This is a genomic window from Ensifer sp. GW823-FHT05D09 (assembly GCF_058795755.1).
The window spans coordinates 93,463-114,485 of the sequence record NZ_JBXAIA010000010.1 but is presented as its reverse complement, the minus strand read 5'-3'; the positions used below and the strand labels follow the sequence as shown (position 1 = coordinate 114,485).

The following is a 21,023-nucleotide window of genomic DNA, read 5'->3' as shown; positions in this document are numbered from 1 at the left end:
GCATTTCTTTTTAGAAGGACATGAACCGAAGACCATGTCCCGACGTATAAGGGCCCATGAGGACCGATATGATGATGCCACTCGCCGAGACCGCTCCCGCCAACCACCCGCCCGTCAAGTCCGGAAAGGTCGGCGTGCTGCTCGTCAATCTCGGCACGCCCGATGGTACCGACTACACGTCGATGCGCCGCTATCTCAAGGAGTTCCTGAGCGACCGCCGCGTCATCGAATGGTCGCGGCTGTTCTGGTATCCGATCCTCTACGGCATCGTTCTCAACACCCGCCCCGGCAAGGTCGGCAAAGCCTATGAGATGATCTGGAACAAGGATCTGAACGAGAGCTATCTGCGCACCTACACCCGCAACCAGGCGACCTTGATGGCCAAGACCTTCGCCGATCAGCCGCATATCGTGGTGGATTGGGGCATGCGCTACGGCCAGCCTTCGATTGCCTCGCGGATGGAGGCGCTGCAGAAGGCCGGATGCGAGCGCATCCTGGTGTTCCCGCTCTATCCGCAATACGCCGCGGCAACCACCGCCACCGTCAACGACAAGGCATTCGAAGCGCTGCTCAAGATGCGCTGGCAACCGGCCTTGCGCACCGTGCCGCCCTATCATGACGATCCCGTCTATATCGACGCTCTCGCCAGTTCGATCACCCGGCACCTGGCGACGCTCGACTGGGAGCCGGAAGTGGTGCTCACCTCCTTCCATGGCATCCCGAAGAGCTACTTCGACAAGGGCGATCCCTATTATTGCCAGTGCCAGAAGACAGCGCGCCTGCTGCGCGAAAAGCTCGGCTGGTCGAAGGACAAGCTGCAAGTCACCTTCCAGTCCCGCTTCGGTCCCGAAGAATGGCTGCAGCCCTATACCGACAAGACGGTCGAGAAACTGGCTCAGGACGGCATCAAGCGCATCGCGGTGATCAACCCCGGCTTTGTATCCGACTGTCTGGAAACGCTAGAGGAGATCGCCGAGCAGGCGGCCGAAAGCTTCCATCACAATGGCGGCGAGAAATTCGCGCACATTCCCTGCCTCAACGACAGCGAAGAGGGCATGACGGTTCTCGAACACGTCGTGCGCCGGGAGCTAAGCGGCTGGCTTTGAAGCCGAAATCTGTGGCAGCCGGTTGAATTCGACTGACCGATCCCCACGTCTGGGTTAGAGTGCCACTCTCAAACTGGGGTTGTGATCATGGCGGACTTGTCGTTGGGCGGTATGGATATTGCGGTCATCGCATTTGTGGTCCTCGTCGTTCTGGTTCTCTTTGCCGGAATCAAGACGGTGCCGCAGGGCTATCGCTACACGGTTGAGCGCTTCGGCCGTTATACCAAGACGATGGAACCGGGCCTCAACATCATCGTCCCGTTCATCGACCGCATCGGCGCCAAGATGAACGTGATGGAGCAGGTCCTCGATGTTCCGACTCAAGAAGTCATCACCAAGGACAATGCCAGCGTGTCGGCCGATGCGGTCGCCTTCTATCAGGTGCTGAACGCAGCCCAGGCTGCCTACCAGGTGTCGGATCTCCAGAACGCCATTCTTAACCTGACGATGACCAACATCCGCTCGGTCATGGGGTCGATGGACCTTGACGAGCTGCTGTCGAACCGCGACACCATCAACGAGAAGCTGCTGCGCGTCGTCGATGACGCCGCCAACCCGTGGGGCATCAAGATCACCCGCGTCGAAATTAAGGACATCGCGCCACCGAAAGACCTCGTCGATGCCATGGCGCGACAGATGAAGGCCGAGCGCGAGAAGCGCGCCCAGGTGCTGGAAGCCGAAGGTTCGAGAAACGCCCAGATCCTGCGCGCTGAAGGTGCCAAGCAGTCGGCGATCCTGCAGGCCGAAGGCCAGCGCGAGGCAGCGTTCCGCGACGCTGAGGCGCGCGAACGGCTGGCTGAAGCCGAGGCCAAGGCAACGCAGATGGTGTCGGCCGCGATTGCTGCCGGCGATGTCCAGGCGATCAACTACTTCGTCGCCCAGAAATACACCGAAGCGCTCGCCGCGATCGGCACTGCCAACAATCAGAAGATCGTCCTGATGCCGATGGAAGCGTCAGCCCTGATCGGGTCGCTCGGCGGCATCGGCGCGATTGCCAAGGAAGTTTTCGGCGACAATCAAGCGCCCGCCGCCCGTCAGCGCCCTACGACGACCCCGCGCACCGGCCCGTTCGAACCCCAGGGGAAATAAGCGATGGTCCAGCGCATCATCCTTGAACTCGGCCCCTGGAGCTGGTGGGTTCTCGGACTTGTCCTGCTGGCCGCCGAAGTCGTTGCACCCGGTGTCTTCCTCATCTGGATCGCGATTGCCGCGCTGATCACCGGCGCGCTGTCGCTGTTGCTGTGGGACACGATCGTGTGGGGCTGGCAGGTCCAGTTCGTCGTCTTTGCGCTTCTGTCGATCATCTCCGTCCTCCTCGGACGCCATTTCGTCTCGTCGTCCGCCAGGGAGACGGACGAGCCCCTGCTCAATCAGCGGGCACAGAGCCTCGTCGGCCGAACGGCCGTGCTTGAAAAGCCGATCGCCGAAGGTCACGGACGGGTGCGGCTGGACGATACGATCTGGATCGTCGAAGGCCCGGATCTGCCCGCCGGCACGCGCGTGCGCATCGTGGCCAGCCATGGACGCAGCCTGACGGTCGAAAGCGCCTAATGCCCGCGGGCGCATTCGAAGCGGCTCTTCATCGAAGCATTGCCATCTTCCCGTCACTAAAGGGTTTTTCCCGTTTGGAAACGATTGGTTAACCACGCGGCTTTACGATTGCGAAAGGATTGCAATCAGGCTCGCGGACAAACGGCAGATGGTGCCAGACGACTTATGCTCGACCGGAAGACACGCCCGGCGTTTTACGCTGATGGCGTTGTTGCTGGCTGGCACGGCGCTTGCCGCTCCGCTGTCGTCGCACGCCCAGACCGTCGCCAATTCCACGCCCCCTGGCGTCGTTGCACCCGGCACCGCGACCACGATGCCGGCGATATCGGATCCGCAGACGACGGGTGCCGTCAGCACTGATGACCTGTCACCGGCTTCCGATGAAGATCTCATCCGCCTCAACCGTCGCGAACCAACAATCGACGGATTGCGGACGCGAATAGATCCGGATGAAGAAAGGGCGACCGGCATCCGCATCGGCACATTCACCTTGCGGCCGGAAATCGGCGAAACGCTGAACCATGAATGGCGCAAGGACGGCGATACCAAGCAGAACCGCGGCTACCTGGAAACCGGCATCCGTGGCACGTTGACGTCTGACTGGTCCCGCCACGCACTGACGGTCACCGGCGCCGGCGTCATACAAAACAACATCTCCGGCGAAGGCGAGGAAGAACCCCGCGCCGATATCGACGCGGAACTGCGCCTGGATCTCTGGGATGAAACCATCGCGCGCCTGCGGGCGGGCTACAGCTTCTACCGCGAAGACGCGGACGATCCGAATGCGATCTCCAATGCAAAGACCCAGTCAGGCGTCAACACCTATCGGCTGGGCGCCGCGATCGAGCGCGATTTCGGCCTCATCCGCGGCTCTGTCGGGCTCGATCTCGAACGGCAGACCTATGGTAACGTGGAACTGGAAAACGGCACGACGCTTTCCGTCGAAGACCGAAACCGCAACAGCGGTACCGTGACGGCACGGGTCGGTTACGAAATGTCGCCGGCCTTGATCCCGTTCATCGAGGCCGCGGTCGGCAGGTCGATCTACGATCTTCGCCAGGACACGCTCGGCTTCGAGCGATCCTATCAAAGCTACGCGACACGAGGCGGCCTGGAGGTCGACTTCGGCGAGAAGCTCAACGGCGAGATCGCTCTCGGCTACGAAACCTATCGCTTCGAGGATGATCGGTTGAGCAACGTCAGCGGCCTGTCGATCGACGGTCGCCTCAACTGGTCGCCGCAGCGCGGCACGGACGTCCTCTTCGGACTATCGACCGGTCTCAACCCGTCGACCACTGCGGGCGATTCCGGCTCGATCGACTACACCCTGCTCAACCTCGTCACCCACGAGATGCGCTCGGATCTCGTCGCGCGACTGTCCAACACCCTGATCATCCGCAAATACCCCTCGGATAACCGCTCCTCCGACGAGACGACCTGGCGCACCGGGGCAGGCCTCACCTGGGACATGAACCGCTATCTCGCATTGACCGGCGACGTCAGCTATGAGCGCACCGTGCGCGACGTCGGCGATCCCACGGACATTACCCGCGTCGGCGTCGGTCTCGTCCTCAGGCGTTGAGCCAGGGGCCGGACCTTTCATGGCCGCGCGCCGGCGACAGTTTACAAAGAAAAGGCCGCGCCCCAACGGGACGCGGCCTTCGTGTTTCGGCGGAACCGAAATTACTTCAAGCTGCTGAGCAGCGCCTTGAGCGGACCCTCGACGGTCGGGCGGATATCGCCGCGTTCCAGCGCGAAGGCGACGTTGGCAAGGATGAAGCCATCCTTGGCGCCGCAGTCATAGGTTTCGCCACGGAAATGGTAGGCGGCGAACTGCTGGCTCTCGGAAAGCTTCAGCATGCCGTCGGTCAACTGGATCTCATTGCCGGCGCCGCGCTCCTGCTTTTCCAGGATCGGGAAGATCTCCGGCTGCAGGATGTAGCGGCCATTGATGAAGAAGTTCGACGGCGCCGTTCCCGGTGCGGGCTTTTCGACCATCTTGGTGATCTTGAAGCCGTCGCCGACCTTTTCGCCAACGCCGACGATGCCGTATTTATGGGCCTGATCCGGCGCACATTCCTCGACCGCGATGACATTGCCGCCGCTTTGCTCATAGAGCTCGACCATGCCCTTCAGGCAGCCCTTCTCGCCCTTCATGATCATGTCGGGCAGCAACAGCGCGAATGGTTCGTTGCCGACGAGTTCACGGGCGCACCAGACGGCATGGCCAAGGCCGAGCGGCGCCTGCTGGCGGGTGAAGCTGGTGGTGCCGGCCTTCGGCAGGATGTTGTCGAGAAGCTCGATCTCGATCTTCTTGTTGCGCTCGCGCAGCGTCTGGTCGAGTTCGACCTGGATGTCGAAATAGTCCTCGATGACGGCCTTGCTGCGGCCGGTGACGAAGATCAGATGCTCGATACCGGCTTCCATCGCCTCGTCGACCACATATTGAATGACCGGCTTGTCCACCACCGTCAGCATTTCCTTCGGCACGGCCTTGGTGGCCGGCAGGAATCGCGTGCCCAGACCAGCGACCGGGAACACGGCTTTGCGGACTTTACGCTTGTCGGTCATCGGTACCTCCTTCAATAGGATTTCAATCCTGAGTGTTGCTGTAGAAACCCTTAAAGCAAATCAATTTAAGGAATCGTCAGCGCTTTGCAGTGCGGCGGCAATCTCTACGTAACGATGTGAACGCACGCTGAACCGGGACGGAAAAAATGCGATTTGCGACCCCAACCGCATTTTCTTCCACGAGAAGACGCAATGGCCTTTTCATGGTAAAGGGTTTGTTGACCACGTTTCTGTAGATTCGTCCTGATCCGGCGCTGCATCGACTGCGGCCGGATCCGAGAACAGGAACCGCCGGCGGTCGACGAACCGCTGAGCTGGCTCCAGACTGCCACCATGCGGAGATGTCCCGGCTATGACGGCTGAGGCTCCGCAGAGAAACGGAACCGACAGCTGATGATCAGAAACCGCAGGACGTTTTTCCGTCATATAGCAGCAGCCTTCGTCCTATCCGCCGTCGCGCTTGGCACCTCCCCTGCGCGCGCCGATGCCGGATTTCAGAACTGGATCAACAACTTCTATGCCACGGCTGCAAAGAGCGGCATCACCCAGGCGACCTATCGCAAGGCTTTTGCCGGCGTGAAGACGCCGGATGCGGCCGTGATCGAAAAGGCCAATTACCAGCCTGAATTCAAGCACAAGATCTGGGAATACATCGATTCCCGCGTCAACCCCTACACCAAGCGCATCGGCCAGGAGATGGCCGCCAAGCATGCCCGCACGCTGAATTCAATCGAAAAGCACTTCGGCGTCGACAAGACGATCCTGCTGGCGATCTGGTCGATGGAATCGAACTACGGCGCCGTGCTCGAAAAGGACGACCGTCTGCACTACGTGCCGCGGGCGCTGGCGACACTTGCCTATGCCGATCCTAAGCGCGCCAAATTCGCCAAGACACAGCTGATCGCCGCGCTGAAAATCCTGCAGAGTGGCGACATCACCCCGCGCGAGCTGACAGGCTCCTGGGCCGGCGCCATGGGGCACACGCAGTTCATCCCGACGAGCTATCTTCTCTACGCGATCGACGCTGATGGCAATGGCCACCGCGATATCTGGAACTCGGTGCCCGACGCGCTGGCGACGGCCGCCAACCTCCTGAAGAAGAACGGCTGGCAGCCGGGCGAAACCTGGGGCTACGAAGTCGCGCCGCCGGCCAACGCCGCGAAATACTCGGGGCAGACGAAGACGCTTGCCCAATGGGCAGCGCTCGGCTTCCTCAGGCCGAACGGCAAGGGCTTCCGCAATGGCAATTCACGCGCCGAACTGAAGCTGCCGAGCGGCGGTGACGGTCCGGGCTTTCTGATGACCAAGAACTTCTTCGTCATCAAGCGCTACAACGCGTCGGACAGCTACGCTCTCGGCGTCGGCCTTCTTGCCGACCAGATCGCCGGTTATGCCGGCATGCAGCAGCGTTGGCCGCGCCCGGACGGTTCGCTCGACATCAGTGAAAAGTTCGAGTTGCAGAACCGTTTGAAGGAACTCGGCTATTACAGCGGCGAGGTCGATGGCAATTTCGGATCCGGCTCCAAGGCCGCCATCCAGGAATTCCAGTCGAAGAACGGCTTGGCGCCGGATGGTCAGCCGACGCAGCATCTGCTGCGCGCCCTGCGCAACTGACCCGCGTGCCCGAAACGCGACGGCGGCCTTGTTGTCGCCGTCCGTTCGATGGATGATCAGACATGCAAGCGAAAACCAAGACCCGGACAGTAGGCGGCGGAATGCCCTTGAAGGTCGCGACGATGTTCATCGCCGCGGCCGCAATGCTGTTCGTCGGTTTTGCCGCAAGTTTTGCCGAAGCCCAGGAACGGGTGCAGCGGCGCAACCTCTTCCAGATGCTGTTCGGCGGCTTCACGCGCGAACGACGTGTTATCGACGAGCGGTACGAGTTTCCGCAGCAGCCGCGGCCCAGGCGCGCCCGCCAGAACCAGAGCCAAGGTCAACCACGGCAGAAGGTCCCGGGGCAGCAGAAGGCAAAGCCCGCCATTGCCGATGCGGCTCCCGTGCCGCAGCCGGTTGAAAAGGCGCCGGACGCCAAGAAGGTTCTCGTTGTCGGCGACTTCATGGCCGGCAGCCTCGGCGACGGCCTGAAGACCGCATTCGAAATGACGCCCGGCATCACCATCGAGACGCGTGCGAACGGTTCCTCCGGCCTGGTGCGCGAGGACTATTTCAACTGGCCGGTGACGCTGCCGGCCTATGTGGGTGAGATCAAGCCCGCCGTCATCATTGTCAGCCTCGGCGCCAACGATCGCCAGCAGATGCAGATCGGCAGCACCAAGGAAAAATACCGCACGGATCTTTGGACGGAGGAATACCGCAAGCGCGTCCACGCGCTCGCCGAGCTTGCGCGCAAGGAAAAGCTGCCGGTCCTGTGGGTCGGCATGCCGCCGTTCCAGTCAGCCGCGATGACGGCCGACATGGTGACGTTCAACGGCATCTACCGCGAGGAAGTCGAAAAGGTCGGCGGCCAGTTCGTCGATATCTGGGACGGCTTCGTCGATGAGGCCGGAAAATTCGTGCTGACCGGCTCCGACATCAATGGCCAGCAGGTGCGCCTGCGCGGCGCCGACGGCATCAACCTGACGAAAGCAGGCAAACGAAAACTCGCGTTCTATCTGGAAAAGGATATTCGCCGTCTGCTCGGAGATGCCGCCGCGACCGACAGGGACGTACCGGGCGCCGACGGACTCAAGGATCTCGTCGTTACCGCACCGCTTGCCAACGAGGACATCGTCAAGACGCAACCAATCGGCCTGACCGATCCGGATCTCGATGGCGCAGCAAGCCTGCTCGGCGACGCCGCCCCCAACAAGGGCACCGGCCGGAGCCCACGCGACCGCCTCGTCGACAAGGGCGATGTGGCTGCAGCGCCTGCCGGCCGCGTCGATGATTTCCGCCTCGCCAAGCCAGGAACAGTCATCAGCAATCCGGTAATCCGGAACTAGTTCTTTCGCGCAAGGCTGCAAGCGATGCCAGCCGCGCATCAAATGGAAGAGGGACCGCCTCTTCGCGACGATCCCCACATCGTAAAACACCACCCTGAAAGAAAAAGGGCTCCGCCAACGATCCGGCGGAGCCCTTTTCTGTTTGGCAGCGGTGGTGTCAGCGCGGCAGGATCGACGATCCCATCAGCGCCTCATCGATCGCCCGAGCGGCCTGACGGCCCTCGCGGATCGCCCAGACGACGAGCGACTGGCCGCGGCGCACGTCGCCGGCCGTCCAGAACTTGTCGACCGAGGTCTTGTAGTCGCGGTCGTTGGCAACGACGTTGGTCGAGCCGCGGCGATCGGTGTTGAGCGTCAGCTTGTCGCCGAGATCCTTCAGCACGCTGTCGGTGAACGGGCCGCTGAAGCCGATAGCGATGAAGGCGAGATCGGCCTTGATGATGAACTCCGTGCCGGCAATCGGCTTGCGGCGATCGTCGACCTGGCAGCACTTGACGCCGATGAGGTTGCCGTCCTCGTCGCCGACGAACTCCAGTGTCGCGACCTGGAATTCGCGGATAGCACCCTCGGCCTGGCTGGACGAGGTGCGCATCTTGGTCGCCCAGAACGGCCAGACGGCGAGCTTGTCTTCCTTTTCCGGCGGCTGCGGGCGGATGTCGAGCTGGGTGACCTTGACGGCGCCCTGGCGGAACGCGGTACCGACGCAGTCGGATGCGGTATCGCCACCGCCGACGACGACGATGTGCTTGCCGCCGGCGAGGATCGGTGCAGACGGCCAGCCGGTGCTGTCGATGTTCTCGCGGCCGACGCGACGGTTCTGCTGCACGAGGTAGGGCATGGCGTCATGCACGCCGGCAAACTCGACGCCGGGAATGCCGGCATTGCGCGGCGTCTCTGAGCCGCCGCAATAGAGCACCGCATCGTGGGCCTCGATCAACTGCTCGACGGGCAGGTCGACGCCGATGTTGACGCCGCAATGGAAGGTGACGCCCTCGCCCTTCATCTGCTCGACGCGGCGATCGATGAAGTTCTTCTCCATCTTGAAGTCGGGGATGCCGTAGCGCAGCAGGCCGCCGGGCTTGCTCTCGCGCTCGTAGACGTGAACCTCGTGACCGGCGCGCGCCATCTGCTGGGCAGCTGCCATGCCGGCCGGGCCCGAACCGATGACCGCAACCTTCTTGCCGGTCTTGGTCACGGCCGGCTGCGGCACGATATAGCCCATCTCATAGGCCTTGTCGGCGATCGCCTGCTCGACGGTCTTGATCGCGACCGGCGCATCCTCGAGGTTCAGCGTGCATGCCTCCTCGCACGGCGCAGGGCAGACGCGGCCGGTGAATTCGGGGAAGTTGTTGGTCGAGTGCAGGTTGCGGATCGCCTCGTCCCAGTTGCCGTTGTAGACCAGATCGTTCCAGTCGGGAATCTGGTTGTGCACCGGACACCCGGTTGGCCCATGGCAGTAGGGAATACCGCAGTCCATGCAGCGTGCAGCCTGCTTCTGCACTTCCGGTTCCGACATCGGAATGGTGAATTCGCGGAAATGGCGAATGCGGTCGGACGCCGGCTGGTACTTTGCCACTTGCCGGTCGATCTCGAGAAAACCAGTTACCTTACCCATCGTATCATCCTGATAGCTATGCGTCTGAACAGGCGCTTTAGACAAGCGCGCGTGATGAACCCCCGAACCCTTTTCGGAACCGGGAGCCCTTTTCACCGGGGCCTCTATTCGGCCGCCTCTGCCATTTTCATGCGTTCCATGTCTTCGAGCGCACGGCGATATTCGACCGGCATGACCTTGCGGAATTTCGGCCTGTAGTCAGCCCAATGATCGAGGATCGCCTTTGCCCGGGGCGAACCCGTGTGGTGCAGGTGATTGGAGATCAGCTGGTAGAGCCGCTCCTCGTCGTGGCGCGTCATATCGCCGGAGACGTCGACCATGCCCTTGTGCATGATGTCGCCGCCGTGATGATGCAGCTTCTCGAGCATGTCGTCCTCTTCCGGCACCGGCTGCAGCTCGACCATGGCCATGTTGCAGCGGCGGGCGAAATCGCCCTCCTCGTCGAGCACATAGGCGACGCCGCCGGACATGCCGGCCGCGAAGTTGCGGCCGGTCGTGCCGAGAACGACGACGACACCGCCGGTCATGTATTCGCAGCCGTGGTCACCCACGCCTTCGACGACGGCAACAGCGCCGGAGTTGCGCACGGCGAAGCGTTCGCCGGCGACGCCATTGAAATAGCACTCGCCCGAGATCGCGCCGTAAAGCACGGTGTTGCCGACGATGATGGAGTCTTCAGGCACGATTTTCGTGTTTTCAGGCGGCCGGACGATGATGCGCCCGCCTGACAGACCCTTTCCGACATAGTCGTTGCCATCGCCCACCAGGTCGAAAGTGATGCCGCGCGCCAGGAATGCGGCGAACGACTGACCCGCCGTGCCCTTGAGGGTGACGTGGATCGTATCGTCCTTCAGACCCTTGTGGCCCCAGCGCTTGGCAAGAGCGCCCGAAAGCATGGCGCCGGCCGACCGGTCGACGTTCTTGATCTTGGCTTCGAAGGCGACGGGCGCCTTGGTTTCCAGCGCGAGCTTGGCCTTTTCGATCAACGTGCGGTCGAGCACGTCGTCGATCGGATGCTTCTGGCGGCTGGTCCAGTAGGTCTCTTCCTTCGCGGCGTCGACCTTGTGGAAGATCTTCGAGAAATCGAGACCGTTGGCCTTCCAGTGGGCGAGCGCGCCGTCCTTTTCCAACAATTCGGACGCACCGATGATTTCATCGAGCTTGCGCACGCCGAGTGAGGCGAGGATCTCGCGCACTTCTTCTGCAACGAAGAAGAAGTAGTTGATGACGTGCTCGGCCGTGCCCTTGAAGCGCTTGCGCAGCACCGGATCCTGAGTCGCGACACCGACAGGACAGGTGTTGAGGTGGCACTTGCGCATCATGATGCAGCCGGCCGCAATCAGCGGCGCGGTCGCAAAGCCGAACTCGTCGGCACCGAGAAGCGCGCCGATGATGACGTCGCGACCGGTCTTGAGGCCACCATCGACCTGTAGGGCGACGCGCGAGCGAAGACCGTTCAGCACCAGCGTCTGCTGGGTTTCGGCAAGACCGATTTCCCAGGGGCTGCCGGCATGCTTCAAGGAGGTCAGCGGCGATGCGCCGGTGCCACCGTCGAAACCGGACACGGTAATATGGTCGGCGCGCGCCTTGGCGACACCGGCCGCAACCGTGCCGACACCCACTTCCGAGACCAGCTTGACCGACACGTCGGCTTCCGGGTTGACGTTCTTCAGGTCGTAGATCAGCTGCGCCAGATCTTCGATCGAGTAGATGTCATGGTGCGGCGGTGGCGAAATCAGGCCGACGCCCGGCGTCGAATGCCGGGTCTTGGCGACAGTCGCATCCACCTTGTGACCGGGCAGCTGGCCGCCCTCGCCGGGCTTGGCGCCCTGGGCCACCTTGATCTGCAGCATGTCGGCATTAACAAGGTACTCGGTGGTCACACCGAAGCGGCCGGACGCGATCTGCTTGATCGCCGAACGCTCCGGGTTCATCGAACCGTCGGGCAAAGGCAGGTAGCGGTCGCTTTCCTCGCCGCCTTCACCGGTGTTCGACTTGCCGCCGATCCGGTTCATGGCGATGGCGAGCGTCGTGTGCGCCTCGCGGCTGATCGAGCCGAAGGACATGGCACCGGTCGAGAAGCGCTTGACGATGTCGGCGGCCGATTCCACCTCGTCGACGGAGATCGGCTTGCGGCCGGCAGCCTCGGCACTCTTGACCGTGAACAGGCCACGGATGGTGTTCATCCTGAGCGCCGAGGTGTTCACCATCTCGGCGAATTCGCGGTAGCGGTCCTGCGCATTGCCGCGCACGGCATGCTGCAGCGACGCGATCGCATCCGGTGTCCAGGCATGGCTTTCGCCGCGCATGCGGTAGGCGTATTCGCCACCGATATCCAGCGTGTTGGCCAGCACCGGATCGGCACCGAAGGCCGCCTTGTGACGGGCGACAGTCTCGGCTGCAATCTCTTCAAGGCCGATGCCTTCGATCGTCGTTGCCGTTCCGAAGAAGAACTGGTCGACGAGCTTTGACGACAGGCCGACCGCGTCGAAGATCTGCGCGCCGCAATAGGACTGGTAGGTCGAGATGCCCATCTTGGACATGACCTTAAGGATGCCCTTACCGACCGCCTTGATGTAGCGGTAAACCACTTCGCTGCCGTCGACTTCCTTGGGGAAGTCGCCGCGCTTGTGCATTTCGGTCAGCGTGTCGAAGGCGAGGTATGGGTTGATCGCTTCGGCGCCGTAGCCGGCGAGCAGGCAGAAGTGGTGTACCTCGCGCGGCTCGCCGGATTCCAGCACGATACCGACCGAAGTGCGCAGGCCCTTGCGGATCAGGTGGTGGTGTACGGCGGCGGTGGCCAGCAGAGCCGGGATGGCGACGCGGTCCGGACCGACCTGGCGGTCGGACAAGACGATGATGTTGTAGCCGCCCTTGACCGCCGCTTCCGCCCGCTCGCACAGGCGATCGAGCATCTCCGGCATGCCTTCGGCTTCGCGCGAAATGTCATAGGTGAAGTCGAGCGTCTTGGTATCGAACCGGTCCTCGGTGTGACCGATCGAGCGGATCTTTTCGAGATCGCCATTGGTCAGGATCGGCTGGCGCACTTCCAGCCGCTTGGCATGCGCCATGCCGGCATGGTCGAGCAGGTTCGGGCGCGGACCGATGAACGAGACGAGGCTCATCACCAGCTCTTCGCGGATCGGATCGATCGGCGGGTTGGTGACCTGCGCGAAGTTCTGCTTGAAGTAGGTATAGAGCAGCTTGCGCTTGTCCGACATCGCCGAGATCGGCGTGTCCGTTCCCATCGAGCCGACGGCTTCCTGACCGGTGGTCGCCATCGGCGACATCAGGATCTTGGTGTCTTCGAGCGTGTAGCCGAAGGCCTGCTGGCGGTCGATGAGGGAGACGTCGCGACGCAGCGCGCGCGGCTCCACCGGCTTCAGTTCTTCCAGGATCAGCTGGGTGTCTTCAAGCCACTTGCTGTAGGGGTGCTTGGTTGCAAGCGAAGACTTCACCTCTTCATCCGAGATGATGCGGCCCTGCTCCATGTCGATGAGCAGCATCTTGCCCGGCTGCAGGCGCCACTTCTTGACGATCTTGCTCTCGTCAACGGGAAGCACGCCGGCTTCAGACGCGAGGATGACGCGATCGTCCGAAGTGACGATGTAGCGGGCGGGACGCAGGCCGTTGCGGTCAAGCGTCGCGCCGATCTGGCGACCGTCGGTGAAGGCAACCGCTGCCGGTCCATCCCACGGCTCCATCAGCGCTGCATGGTATTCGTAGAATGCCTTGCGCTCTGGCGACATCAGCTGGTTGCCGGCCCAGGCTTCGGGGATCAGCATCATCACCGCATGCGAGAGCGAGTAGCCACCCTGCACCAGGAATTCGAGCGCGTTATCGAAACAGGCAGTGTCCGACTGGCCCTCGTAGGAAATCGGCCAGAGCTTGGAGATGTCGTCGCCGAAGAGCGGCGAGGACACGGAAGCCTGACGGGCCGCCATCCAGTTGACGTTGCCGCGCAGCGTGTTGATTTCGCCGTTGTGGGCGACCATGCGGTAAGGGTGTGCCAGCTTCCACGACGGGAAGGTGTTGGTCGAGAAGCGCTGGTGGACCAGGGCTACGGCCGACTGGAAGCGCTCGTCCTCCAGATCCTTGTAGTAGGCGCCGACCTGGTAGGCCAGGAACATGCCCTTGTAGACGACGGTCTGGGTCGACAGCGACACGACGTAGAAGCCGAGATCGCCGCCTTCGGCCTCCGCATAGATGCGGTTGGAGATCACTTTGCGCAGCGTGAACAGGCGGCGCTCGAACTCGGCATTGGTGGCGGCGTCACGGCCGGCACCAATGAACACCTGGACATGGTGCGGTTCGGTCGCGGCGATGTCCGGTGCCTTTGACAGCGACGAATTGTCGACCGGCACGTCGCGGAAGCCGAGCACGTGCTGGCCTTCCTCGGCGACGACTTCGTTGATCACGTCCTTGAAGTGGGCGATCAGCTTCTCGTCGCGCGGCATGAAGAGGTAGCCGACGCCATATTCGCCGGCCTTCGGCAGGGTCACGCCCTGCTTGGCCATTTCCTCGCGGAAGAAGCGGTCGGGGATCTGCACGAGGATACCGGCGCCATCACCCATCAGCGGGTCGGCACCGACGGCACCGCGGTGCGTCAGGTTTTCGAGCATGAAGAGGCCGTCACGCACGATCTGGTGCGACTTCTCGCCCTTCAGATGCGCGACGAAGCCGACGCCGCAGGCATCGTGTTCGTTGCGCGGATCATAGAGACCCTGTTTTCGCGGCAGGCCAGACGGGAAAACGGGCGTTTTTTCAGCCGTCGCAACAGTGTGTGCGAGGTTGAGCCCAGATTGCTGTGATGGCGTGTGATCCGTCATCGTCTTCCCTCCTGTTGAACCCGGCACGTCCCGGGCATACCTGCGCCCGCGCATGGCTCTCCGTCGCATGCATTCGCATGCCGCAAAGCCGGGGCATTCATCGTCTCATGATCCTGATCAGGTCGCAAATAATGCACGGCATCATCAGGCATTGATGTCAGTGACCATCCTGATGGCAGGCTATAACAACCGGATGAAATCCGGCGGATTTGCCTACGCCATACGCCGAATGCCGATTTTTTGGGCACTTGCGGCGATTGCTCCGGTCCCTAGACCGAAATAGGACAGTCTTGCTGTCCTATTTCATGCGCTCTATGCCAGAAACCGCCCCCCTCCGCAAGGGGCATATGAGCAATTATTGGAAGAGATTTTGCCGAACATTGCCGAAAGTTTCCCGGTTTTATAATTTAATTACGACAAACCGGCGTTTTCTTCATTTTGGTTTCAAACTGGTATTCTGTTGGCCTCTTCCGCACAGACCGTGATTGATCCGGTCGGGAAGTGGGTTATGGTCGCCCGAACGACGCCGACACGCCCGTAAAACAGGACGACATGTGATGATTTTTTCCTCTGACAACTGGGCTGGAGCCCACCCGGCCATCGCCCAGAGCCTCGTGACCCATGCCGGCGGCTATGCCTCCGCCTATGGCACCAGTGAGCTCGACCGGAAGGTGGAGAAAAGACTGTCCGACGTTTTCGAGCGCGATGTCGCCGTTTTCTTTGTCGGCACGGGAACAGCAGCCAATTCGCTGGCGCTTGCCAGCGCGAGCCGCGCCGGCGGCGTCGCGTTCTGCCACCGGGAAGCCCATGTGACCGCCGACGAATGCGGCGCTCCGGAATTTTTCACGCACGGCTCGAGATTGAAACCGGTCGACGGCAAGCACGGCAAGATGGATGCATCGCGTCTGGAAGCGGAAATTCGCCGCTACCCACTCGACAACGTCCATGGTGGTCAGCCGATGGCGGTGACGTTAACGCAGGCGACTGAAAGCGGCACCGTTTACGCGCTCGAAGAGATCGAGGCGATCGCAGCCGTCGCCAAGGCGCACAAGTTGCCATTGCACATGGACGGTGCGCGCTTTGCCAATGCGCTGGTCAGCCTCGAGGCGACACCGGCTGAAATGACCTGGAAGCGTGGCGTCGATCTCGTTTCCTTCGGTGGCACGAAAAACGGCTGCTGGTGTGCAGAGGCGCTCATCCTCTTCGATCTTTCCAAGGCGCACGAGATGCACTTCCTGCGCAAGCGCTCGGCCCAGCTGTTCTCGAAATCCCGCTTCGTCTCTGCCCAGTTCGATGCCTATCTCGAAGGCGACCTCTGGCTCGACCTCGCCCGGCATTCCAACGCGATGGCCCGCCGTCTTGCAGATGGCATCGCCGCCTCGCGAACGAGCCGGCTTGGTTGGCCGGTCGACGCCAACGAGGTCTTCGTCATTCTGAAAAGCGACGTGGCGGCAAAGCTGCGCGAACAGGGCGCGGTCTTCTACGATTGGCCCGTTCCGCATGATCTTGCCGGAAGCCTTGAAGCCGACGAAGGCCTTTACCGCCTGGTGACGAGCTTTGCCACGAAAGCAGAGGACGTCGATCGCTTCGTCGCCGCCTGCTGAGGCGGATCAGCCCGAAGGGCCGGGCTCAAGCCTGGCCCTGCAGCGTCCGTACCTTCGAAAGGATCTCGGTCGAGAGCGCCGCCAGCAGTTTCTGGTCGGCGCCCTTGCTCGGGACCAGCACGAACTCGACATCTTCGAGCGGCGGCAGGGTGCCGGCAGGCAATTCCCTGAGACCCTGAGGCGCCATGCTGCGCGGCTGGACGAGCACGCCCATGCCGGCTTGCGCTGCGGCCGTCAGCCCGCTGAGGCTGCCGCAGGTACAGACGATCCGCCACGGCAGCCGATGCCGGTCGAGCACTTCGAGCGCCACGCTGCGCGTGATGCTCGGCGGCGGGAAAGCAATCAGCGGCAAGACGCGGTCGCGCTTGATGCGCTCTGGATCGCGCGCCAGCCACACGAGCGGCTCGCGATAGACCAGCTCGCCGCGCGGATCGCCGAGCCGGCGCTTCGCCAGCACCAGGTCGATCTCGCCGCCATCCTGCATCTGGTAGAGCACGCCACTCAGCGCCACCGTCAATTCCAGCTCCACCGACGGATGCGCGCGCACGAAATCCTCAAGCACGCCCGGCAGCCGGCTGGTGACGAAATCCTCCGAGACACCCAGCCTCAAGCGACCGCGAAGGCTGCTTTCGGCAAACAGCGCCTTGACCTCGTCGTCGATCGCCAGCATCGAACGCGCATGGGCAAGGAGAGCCTGGCCGTCGGTGGTCAAGGACACCCGATGCGTATCGCGGGCAACGAGCTTGCGCCCGACGGCCGCCTCAAGCCGTTGAATATGCTGGCTGACCGTCGATTGCCCGAGTGTCAGCTTCTCCGCGGCAAGGGTGAAGCTGCCCATCTGTTCGAGCGCGACGAAGCTGCGCAGTTGCACGAGATCGAGCATCCATTATCCACTTTCACGATAACTGTTATTCCTTGCATCCTGCTTCATAATGACATTTCTCGGCAAGATGTTTTCTCAATCGAGCCAGTGACAGACATGCGCCGCTATCTTCCCGACACGTTCACCCTGCTCCTGCTTCTCACCGTGCTGCTGGCATCCGTGCTGCCGATCCAGGGCGACGCGACCGCCTGGTTCGCGATCGCGACCAAGGTAGCGGTCGGCCTGGTGTTCTTCCTGCACGGCGCGCGGCTGTCGCGTGACGTCGTCATCGCCGGTTTTCTTCATTGGCGGCTGCATCTGGCGATCCTGGCATCGACCTTCGTGCTCTTCCCGCTGATCGGTCTTGCCGTCGGCTTCGTACCGTCGTCGGTTCTGCCGCCGGCGCTTTACACCGGCATCCTGTTTCTCTGCGTGCTGCCCTCGACGGTGCAGTCGTCAATCGCCTTCACCTCGGTTGCCGGCGGCAATGTTCCGGCGGCAATCTGCTCTGCGTCCGCCTCCAATATCTTCGGCATGTTCCTGACGCCGCTGCTGGTCGGCCTGTTGTTTTCCGCCGGCGGCCATGGCGGCGTATCGCTGGATGCGCTGGAGCAGATCCTCCTGCAACTGCTGGCGCCGTTCATTGCCGGCCAATTGCTGCAGCCCTGGATCGGCGGCTGGATCCGGGCACGCAAGGGCCTGCTTGCGCCCGTCGACCGCGGTTCGATCCTGATGGTCGTCTATCTCGCCTTCAGCCAGGCGGTCACTTCGGGCCTGTGGCAGACCTTTTCGCTCACCGATCTCGGCGTGCTTGTCGCGATCGAGGTCGTCATGCTGGCAGCGGTGCTTGCGGTCACCATGTTCGGCAGCCGTCTCCTCGGCTTCAACCGGGCCGACGAGATCGCCATTACCTTCTGCGGCTCGAAGAAGAGCCTTGCGAGCGGCATCCCGATGGCGAGCGCCATCTTTGCCGGCCAGAACATCGGCGCGATCGTGCTGCCGGTCATGCTCTTCCACCAGATCCAGCTGATGGCCTGCGCCGTGATCGCCCAGCGCTATGCCGCCCGCAAAGAGCCGGATGCAATCGCTGAACCCGCCAGGACATAACGAAAAAGGCGGCGTCCTTTCGGGCGCCGCCTATTTGAAGCTTGGGAGGTAGGGATTAGAGGCTTTGAGCCTCGATCTGCTTCGGCTGCGAGGCGACCGACGTAATGTCGATCCGGCGCGGCTTGGCTGCTTCCGGGATCTCGCGGGTGAGGTCGATGTGCAGCAGGCCGTTCTTCAGCGAAGCGGACTTGATCTCCACATGGTCGGCAAGCTGGAAGCGACGCTCGAAGGCGCGCTTGGCAATGCCGCGATGCAGAAACTGGTTTTCTTCCGCCTTTTCCTCGCTCTTTTCGCCCTTGATCGTCAGCGTGTGTTCACGCGCTTCGATCGACAGTTCGGTTTCGTCGAAGCCGGCAACCGCCATGGTGATGCGGTAGGCGTTTTCGCCGGTACGCTCGATGTTGTAGGGCGGATAGGTCTGGGCCTGGTCAGGCTGGCCGAGGCTGTCGAGCATCGTAAAGAGGCGGTCGAAACCGACGGTGGAGCGATAGAGGGGGGAAAAATCAACGTGACGCATGGTGTCCTCCTGGGAGCAACTGTTTGCGATATCTGGTCTGCCACCCCATCCAGGCAGCGGCGCGACCGGTGAACGGACCCGTTATCGGCGTCCGTGAGCAGAACATGGGAATGCGATTTCGCCAGTTCAAGGCATGCCACCTCAAGATTTTTGTCGGTGAACGGCGCATGAATGCACGGTTCGGCCGCGGTTCAGATCGTGGGGACTAGAACAGCCACACTGGGAGGAAATCTCCTGGGGCTGAAGTGACATGTCCCTTCTCCTTCAGCGGGCGGAAACGGTGATCGTCCGGATTTCACCCACCGTTTCCGGCTTTTTTCTTTGACGGCGCCAAGCCCGCCGCCTATCCCTGATGCCTAGGATCAACGCGCCTTCACCCTGGTTTCGTCCGTCATGACCACAATCCTCCACTCCACACCTGACAATCCGATACCGGACAATCCCGTGGCAGGCTTCTTCGATGGAGCCGGCGGCCGCAAGATCCGTTATGCGATCTTCAAGACCAAAACGCCGATTGCGCGTGGCACCGTGGTGCTGCTGCAGGGGCGCAACGAATCGATCGAGAAATACTTCGAGACTATCGCCGAGCTCAACGCTGCCGGCCTGTGGGTTGCCACCTTCGACTGGCGCGGCCAGGCGGGCTCCGAGCGGCTTCTGCCCGAGCCCGGGCGCGGCCACGTCGAACACTTTTCCGATTACGAGCGCGATCTGACCACCTTCCTCGAGCAGATCGTGCTGCCGGACACCCGACTTCCCTTTTCGATCGTCGCCCATTCCATGGGCGCACTGGTCGCCTTGTCCCTCGCCCCGATGCTTTCGAGCCGCATCGATCGCCTGGTGGTGCTCGCCCCCTTTGTCGGCCTCGGTGGCCAGGTGATCGGCGAACGCAGCATCGCGAGCATGGCAACGGTAATGCGCTGGCTCGGCCTCGGACGTCTGCCGCTGCACGCCGACAAGGGCAACCGCCCCTTTGAAAACAACGTACTGACGGCCGATCGCCGCCGCTTTGCGCGCAATCTTGCTCTGACCGATGCCTATCCGGAATTGCGGCTTGGGCCGCCATCGGCGCGCTGGCTGACCGAAGCCTTTCGCGCGGTGCGGCGTGTCACGCGCCGCGAACATCTGACCCGCATTACCCTGCCGACGATCATCCTGGCGCCGACGGCCGATCGGCTGGTGCCGCATATCGCCGTCGAATGGCTGGCACGCAATTTTCGCGCCGCCCACATGATCCCGATCGACGGCGCTCGTCACGAACTGCTGCACGAAGCGGATCGCTATCGCGCCCAGGCGATGGCGGCCATTCTTGCCTTCATCATTCCCGATGAAGACGACGAGGACGAAGGCGAAGCGGCCTGAGAAGGGTCACGCCGACCTGCGCTGATATCAGCCGTTGAGGATTTCCAGTGCCTGCGCATGCAGCGCGGCGCTGCCGGCAGCGACGACTTCGCCGCCCATCTCCGCCGGGCCGCCCTGCCAGTTGGTGACGATGCCGCCAGCCTGCTCGATCAGTGGGATCAGGCCACCGACGTCATAGGGCTTGAGCCCGCACTCGATCACCAGGTCGACATGGCCGGCCGCCAGCAACGCAAAGGCGTAACAATCACAGCCGTAGCGGAACAGCCGCACCTTGTCCTGCAGCGCCTCGAAGCGGGTCTTGTTGTCGCCGGTGTAGAGATGCGGCGAGGTCGTGAACAGCACCGCATCGGACAGCGCGTCGCAGGCGCGGGTCGACAGCACCTTGTCGCCATCGGGGCCGCGATAGAGAGCCTTCGTGCCATCGGCAAAGAAGCGCTCGCCGGTGAACGGCTGGTCCATCAGGCCCATCACCGCATCGCCGTTGCGATAAAGTCCGACCAGCGTGCCCCAGACCGGAAGGCCGGAGATGAAAGCGCGCGTACCGTCGATCGGGTCGATCACCCAGACATATTCGCGATCAAGGCCGACATTGCCATGCTCCTCGCCGAGAATGCCGTGATCGGGGAAATTCTGCTCGATCAGCACCCGGATCGCCGCTTCAGCCGATTGGTCCGCTTCCGTCACCGGATCGAAACCGCCCTCGATCTTGTTGACGACGCTCGTACCGATGCGAAAGCGCGGCAAGGTTTCCGCCTTGGCGGCATCGGCGAGACGGTCGAAAAAGGAGCGGTCGGGCAGCATGGCACTCTCTTTTGGGGAAGGAAGCAGGAAGGTCCGATCTGCATAGCCGAAATTTGCAGAAAGGCAAAGGCAGGCAGCCCGCTGCTGGCGATCGATGACGGTGTGCCGCGCCAGCGGCTTCAGTGCATTCGAAGCGGTGAAATTCCTTTGATGCACTGC

At 62.3% G+C, this 21,023-nt stretch carries 15 protein-coding genes; 9 read left to right on the top strand and 6 right to left on the bottom strand.

Annotated elements, in window-relative coordinates:
- The first annotated feature begins 74 nt into the window (after nucleotides 1-74).
- From hemH to AC1Q80_RS24740, 4 genes are all read left to right on the top strand, one after another.
- Complete coding sequence (gene hemH / locus AC1Q80_RS24755) at nucleotides 75-1,106, top strand: ferrochelatase (protein ID WP_492362223.1); 1,032 nt, start codon at nucleotides 75-77, stop codon at nucleotides 1,104-1,106.
- A gap of 102 nt (nucleotides 1,107-1,208) precedes the next feature.
- Nucleotides 1,209-2,195 carry an SPFH domain-containing protein gene (locus AC1Q80_RS24750; protein ID WP_173423809.1) on the top strand — a complete coding sequence of 329 codons (987 nt, stop codon included), beginning with the start codon at nucleotides 1,209-1,211 and terminating at the stop codon, nucleotides 2,193-2,195.
- A 3-nt stretch (nucleotides 2,196-2,198) separates the two neighbouring features.
- On the top strand, nucleotides 2,199-2,657 hold the full coding sequence (locus AC1Q80_RS24745) for an NfeD family protein (protein WP_173423643.1): 459 nt from the start codon (nucleotides 2,199-2,201) through the stop codon (nucleotides 2,655-2,657).
- A 202-nt stretch (nucleotides 2,658-2,859) separates the two neighbouring features.
- Nucleotides 2,860-4,239, top strand: a complete 1,380-nt coding sequence (locus AC1Q80_RS24740) for an outer membrane beta-barrel protein (protein WP_492362149.1) — start codon at nucleotides 2,860-2,862, stop codon at nucleotides 4,237-4,239.
- A gap of 101 nt (nucleotides 4,240-4,340) precedes the next feature.
- On the opposite strand, the gene galU is transcribed toward AC1Q80_RS24740, so the two are convergent.
- The gene (gene galU, locus AC1Q80_RS24735) at nucleotides 4,341-5,228 is read right to left on the bottom strand and encodes a UTP--glucose-1-phosphate uridylyltransferase GalU (RefSeq protein ID WP_173423645.1); all 888 of its coding nucleotides are present in this window, start codon (nucleotides 5,226-5,228) and stop codon (nucleotides 4,341-4,343) included.
- 393 nt (nucleotides 5,229-5,621) lie between these two features.
- Here galU and AC1Q80_RS24730 point away from each other — a divergent pair, with 393 nt between their 5' ends.
- Nucleotides 5,622-6,842: a lytic murein transglycosylase gene (locus AC1Q80_RS24730; RefSeq protein WP_173423646.1), complete on the top strand. Its 1,221-nt coding sequence runs from the start codon at nucleotides 5,622-5,624 to the stop codon at nucleotides 6,840-6,842.
- 101 nt (nucleotides 6,843-6,943) lie between these two features.
- Entirely contained in the window at nucleotides 6,944-8,170 is a 1,227-nt protein-coding gene (locus tag AC1Q80_RS24725) for an SGNH/GDSL hydrolase family protein (RefSeq protein WP_492362148.1), read from the top strand.
- 157 nt (nucleotides 8,171-8,327) lie between these two features.
- Here AC1Q80_RS24725 and AC1Q80_RS24720 read toward each other — a convergent pair whose 3' ends face one another.
- Both AC1Q80_RS24720 and gltB read right to left on the bottom strand, forming a co-directional pair.
- Nucleotides 8,328-9,785 (bottom strand): glutamate synthase subunit beta, encoded by a 1,458-nt coding sequence (locus tag AC1Q80_RS24720; RefSeq protein WP_492362147.1) that lies wholly within the window; start codon nucleotides 9,783-9,785, stop codon nucleotides 8,328-8,330.
- 104 nt (nucleotides 9,786-9,889) lie between these two features.
- Nucleotides 9,890-14,614, bottom strand: a complete 4,725-nt coding sequence (gene gltB, locus AC1Q80_RS24715) for a glutamate synthase large subunit (protein ID WP_492362146.1) — start codon at nucleotides 14,612-14,614, stop codon at nucleotides 9,890-9,892.
- Nucleotides 14,615-15,171: 557 nt separating this feature from the next.
- Between gltB and AC1Q80_RS24710 the strand changes: the two genes are divergently transcribed.
- Nucleotides 15,172-16,218: a threonine aldolase family protein gene (locus AC1Q80_RS24710; RefSeq protein ID WP_492362145.1), complete on the top strand. Its 1,047-nt coding sequence runs from the start codon at nucleotides 15,172-15,174 to the stop codon at nucleotides 16,216-16,218.
- Between the two features lie 25 nt (nucleotides 16,219-16,243).
- On the opposite strand, the gene AC1Q80_RS24705 is transcribed toward AC1Q80_RS24710, so the two are convergent.
- Nucleotides 16,244-17,101 (bottom strand): LysR substrate-binding domain-containing protein, encoded by an 858-nt coding sequence (locus AC1Q80_RS24705; protein ID WP_209791586.1) that lies wholly within the window; start codon nucleotides 17,099-17,101, stop codon nucleotides 16,244-16,246.
- Between the two features lie 96 nt (nucleotides 17,102-17,197).
- Between AC1Q80_RS24705 and AC1Q80_RS24700 the strand changes: the two genes are divergently transcribed.
- Complete coding sequence (locus tag AC1Q80_RS24700) at nucleotides 17,198-18,187, top strand: bile acid:sodium symporter family protein (RefSeq protein WP_209791584.1); 990 nt, start codon at nucleotides 17,198-17,200, stop codon at nucleotides 18,185-18,187.
- A gap of 55 nt (nucleotides 18,188-18,242) precedes the next feature.
- On the opposite strand, the gene AC1Q80_RS24695 is transcribed toward AC1Q80_RS24700, so the two are convergent.
- Entirely contained in the window at nucleotides 18,243-18,704 is a 462-nt protein-coding gene (locus AC1Q80_RS24695) for an Hsp20 family protein (RefSeq protein ID WP_077500592.1), read from the bottom strand.
- A 393-nt stretch (nucleotides 18,705-19,097) separates the two neighbouring features.
- Here AC1Q80_RS24695 and AC1Q80_RS24690 point away from each other — a divergent pair, with 393 nt between their 5' ends.
- Nucleotides 19,098-20,063, top strand: coding sequence for an alpha/beta fold hydrolase (locus AC1Q80_RS24690; protein ID WP_173423652.1), 966 nt, complete (start codon nucleotides 19,098-19,100; stop codon nucleotides 20,061-20,063).
- 27 nt (nucleotides 20,064-20,090) lie between these two features.
- Here AC1Q80_RS24690 and hisN read toward each other — a convergent pair whose 3' ends face one another.
- Nucleotides 20,091-20,864: a histidinol-phosphatase gene (gene hisN / locus AC1Q80_RS24685; protein ID WP_492362144.1), complete on the bottom strand. Its 774-nt coding sequence runs from the start codon at nucleotides 20,862-20,864 to the stop codon at nucleotides 20,091-20,093.
- Nucleotides 20,865-21,023 lie beyond the last annotated feature (159 nt).

Excerpts from the sequence above, each read along its gene's own strand:
- hemH (WP_492362223.1), top strand. The coding sequence starts at position 75 with ATGCCACTCGCCGAGACCGCTCCCGCCAACCACCCGCCCGTCAAGTCC.
- AC1Q80_RS24745 (WP_173423643.1), top strand. The coding sequence starts at position 2,199 with ATGGTCCAGCGCATCATCCTTGAACTCGGCCCCTGGAGCTGGTGGGTT.
- AC1Q80_RS24740 (WP_492362149.1), top strand. The coding sequence starts at position 2,860 with ATGGCGTTGTTGCTGGCTGGCACGGCGCTTGCCGCTCCGCTGTCGTCG.
- galU (WP_173423645.1), bottom strand. The coding sequence starts at position 5,228 with ATGACCGACAAGCGTAAAGTCCGCAAAGCCGTGTTCCCGGTCGCTGGT.
- AC1Q80_RS24730 (WP_173423646.1), top strand. The coding sequence starts at position 5,622 with ATGATCAGAAACCGCAGGACGTTTTTCCGTCATATAGCAGCAGCCTTC.
- AC1Q80_RS24725 (WP_492362148.1), top strand. The coding sequence starts at position 6,944 with ATGCCCTTGAAGGTCGCGACGATGTTCATCGCCGCGGCCGCAATGCTG.
- AC1Q80_RS24720 (WP_492362147.1), bottom strand. The coding sequence starts at position 9,785 with ATGGGTAAGGTAACTGGTTTTCTCGAGATCGACCGGCAAGTGGCAAAG.
- gltB (WP_492362146.1), bottom strand. The coding sequence starts at position 14,614 with ATGACGGATCACACGCCATCACAGCAATCTGGGCTCAACCTCGCACAC.
- AC1Q80_RS24710 (WP_492362145.1), top strand. The coding sequence starts at position 15,172 with ATGATTTTTTCCTCTGACAACTGGGCTGGAGCCCACCCGGCCATCGCC.
- AC1Q80_RS24705 (WP_209791586.1), bottom strand. The coding sequence starts at position 17,101 with ATGCTCGATCTCGTGCAACTGCGCAGCTTCGTCGCGCTCGAACAGATG.
- AC1Q80_RS24700 (WP_209791584.1), top strand. The coding sequence starts at position 17,198 with ATGCGCCGCTATCTTCCCGACACGTTCACCCTGCTCCTGCTTCTCACC.
- AC1Q80_RS24695 (WP_077500592.1), bottom strand. The coding sequence starts at position 18,704 with ATGCGTCACGTTGATTTTTCCCCCCTCTATCGCTCCACCGTCGGTTTC.
- AC1Q80_RS24690 (WP_173423652.1), top strand. The coding sequence starts at position 19,098 with ATGACCACAATCCTCCACTCCACACCTGACAATCCGATACCGGACAAT.
- hisN (WP_492362144.1), bottom strand. The coding sequence starts at position 20,864 with ATGCTGCCCGACCGCTCCTTTTTCGACCGTCTCGCCGATGCCGCCAAG.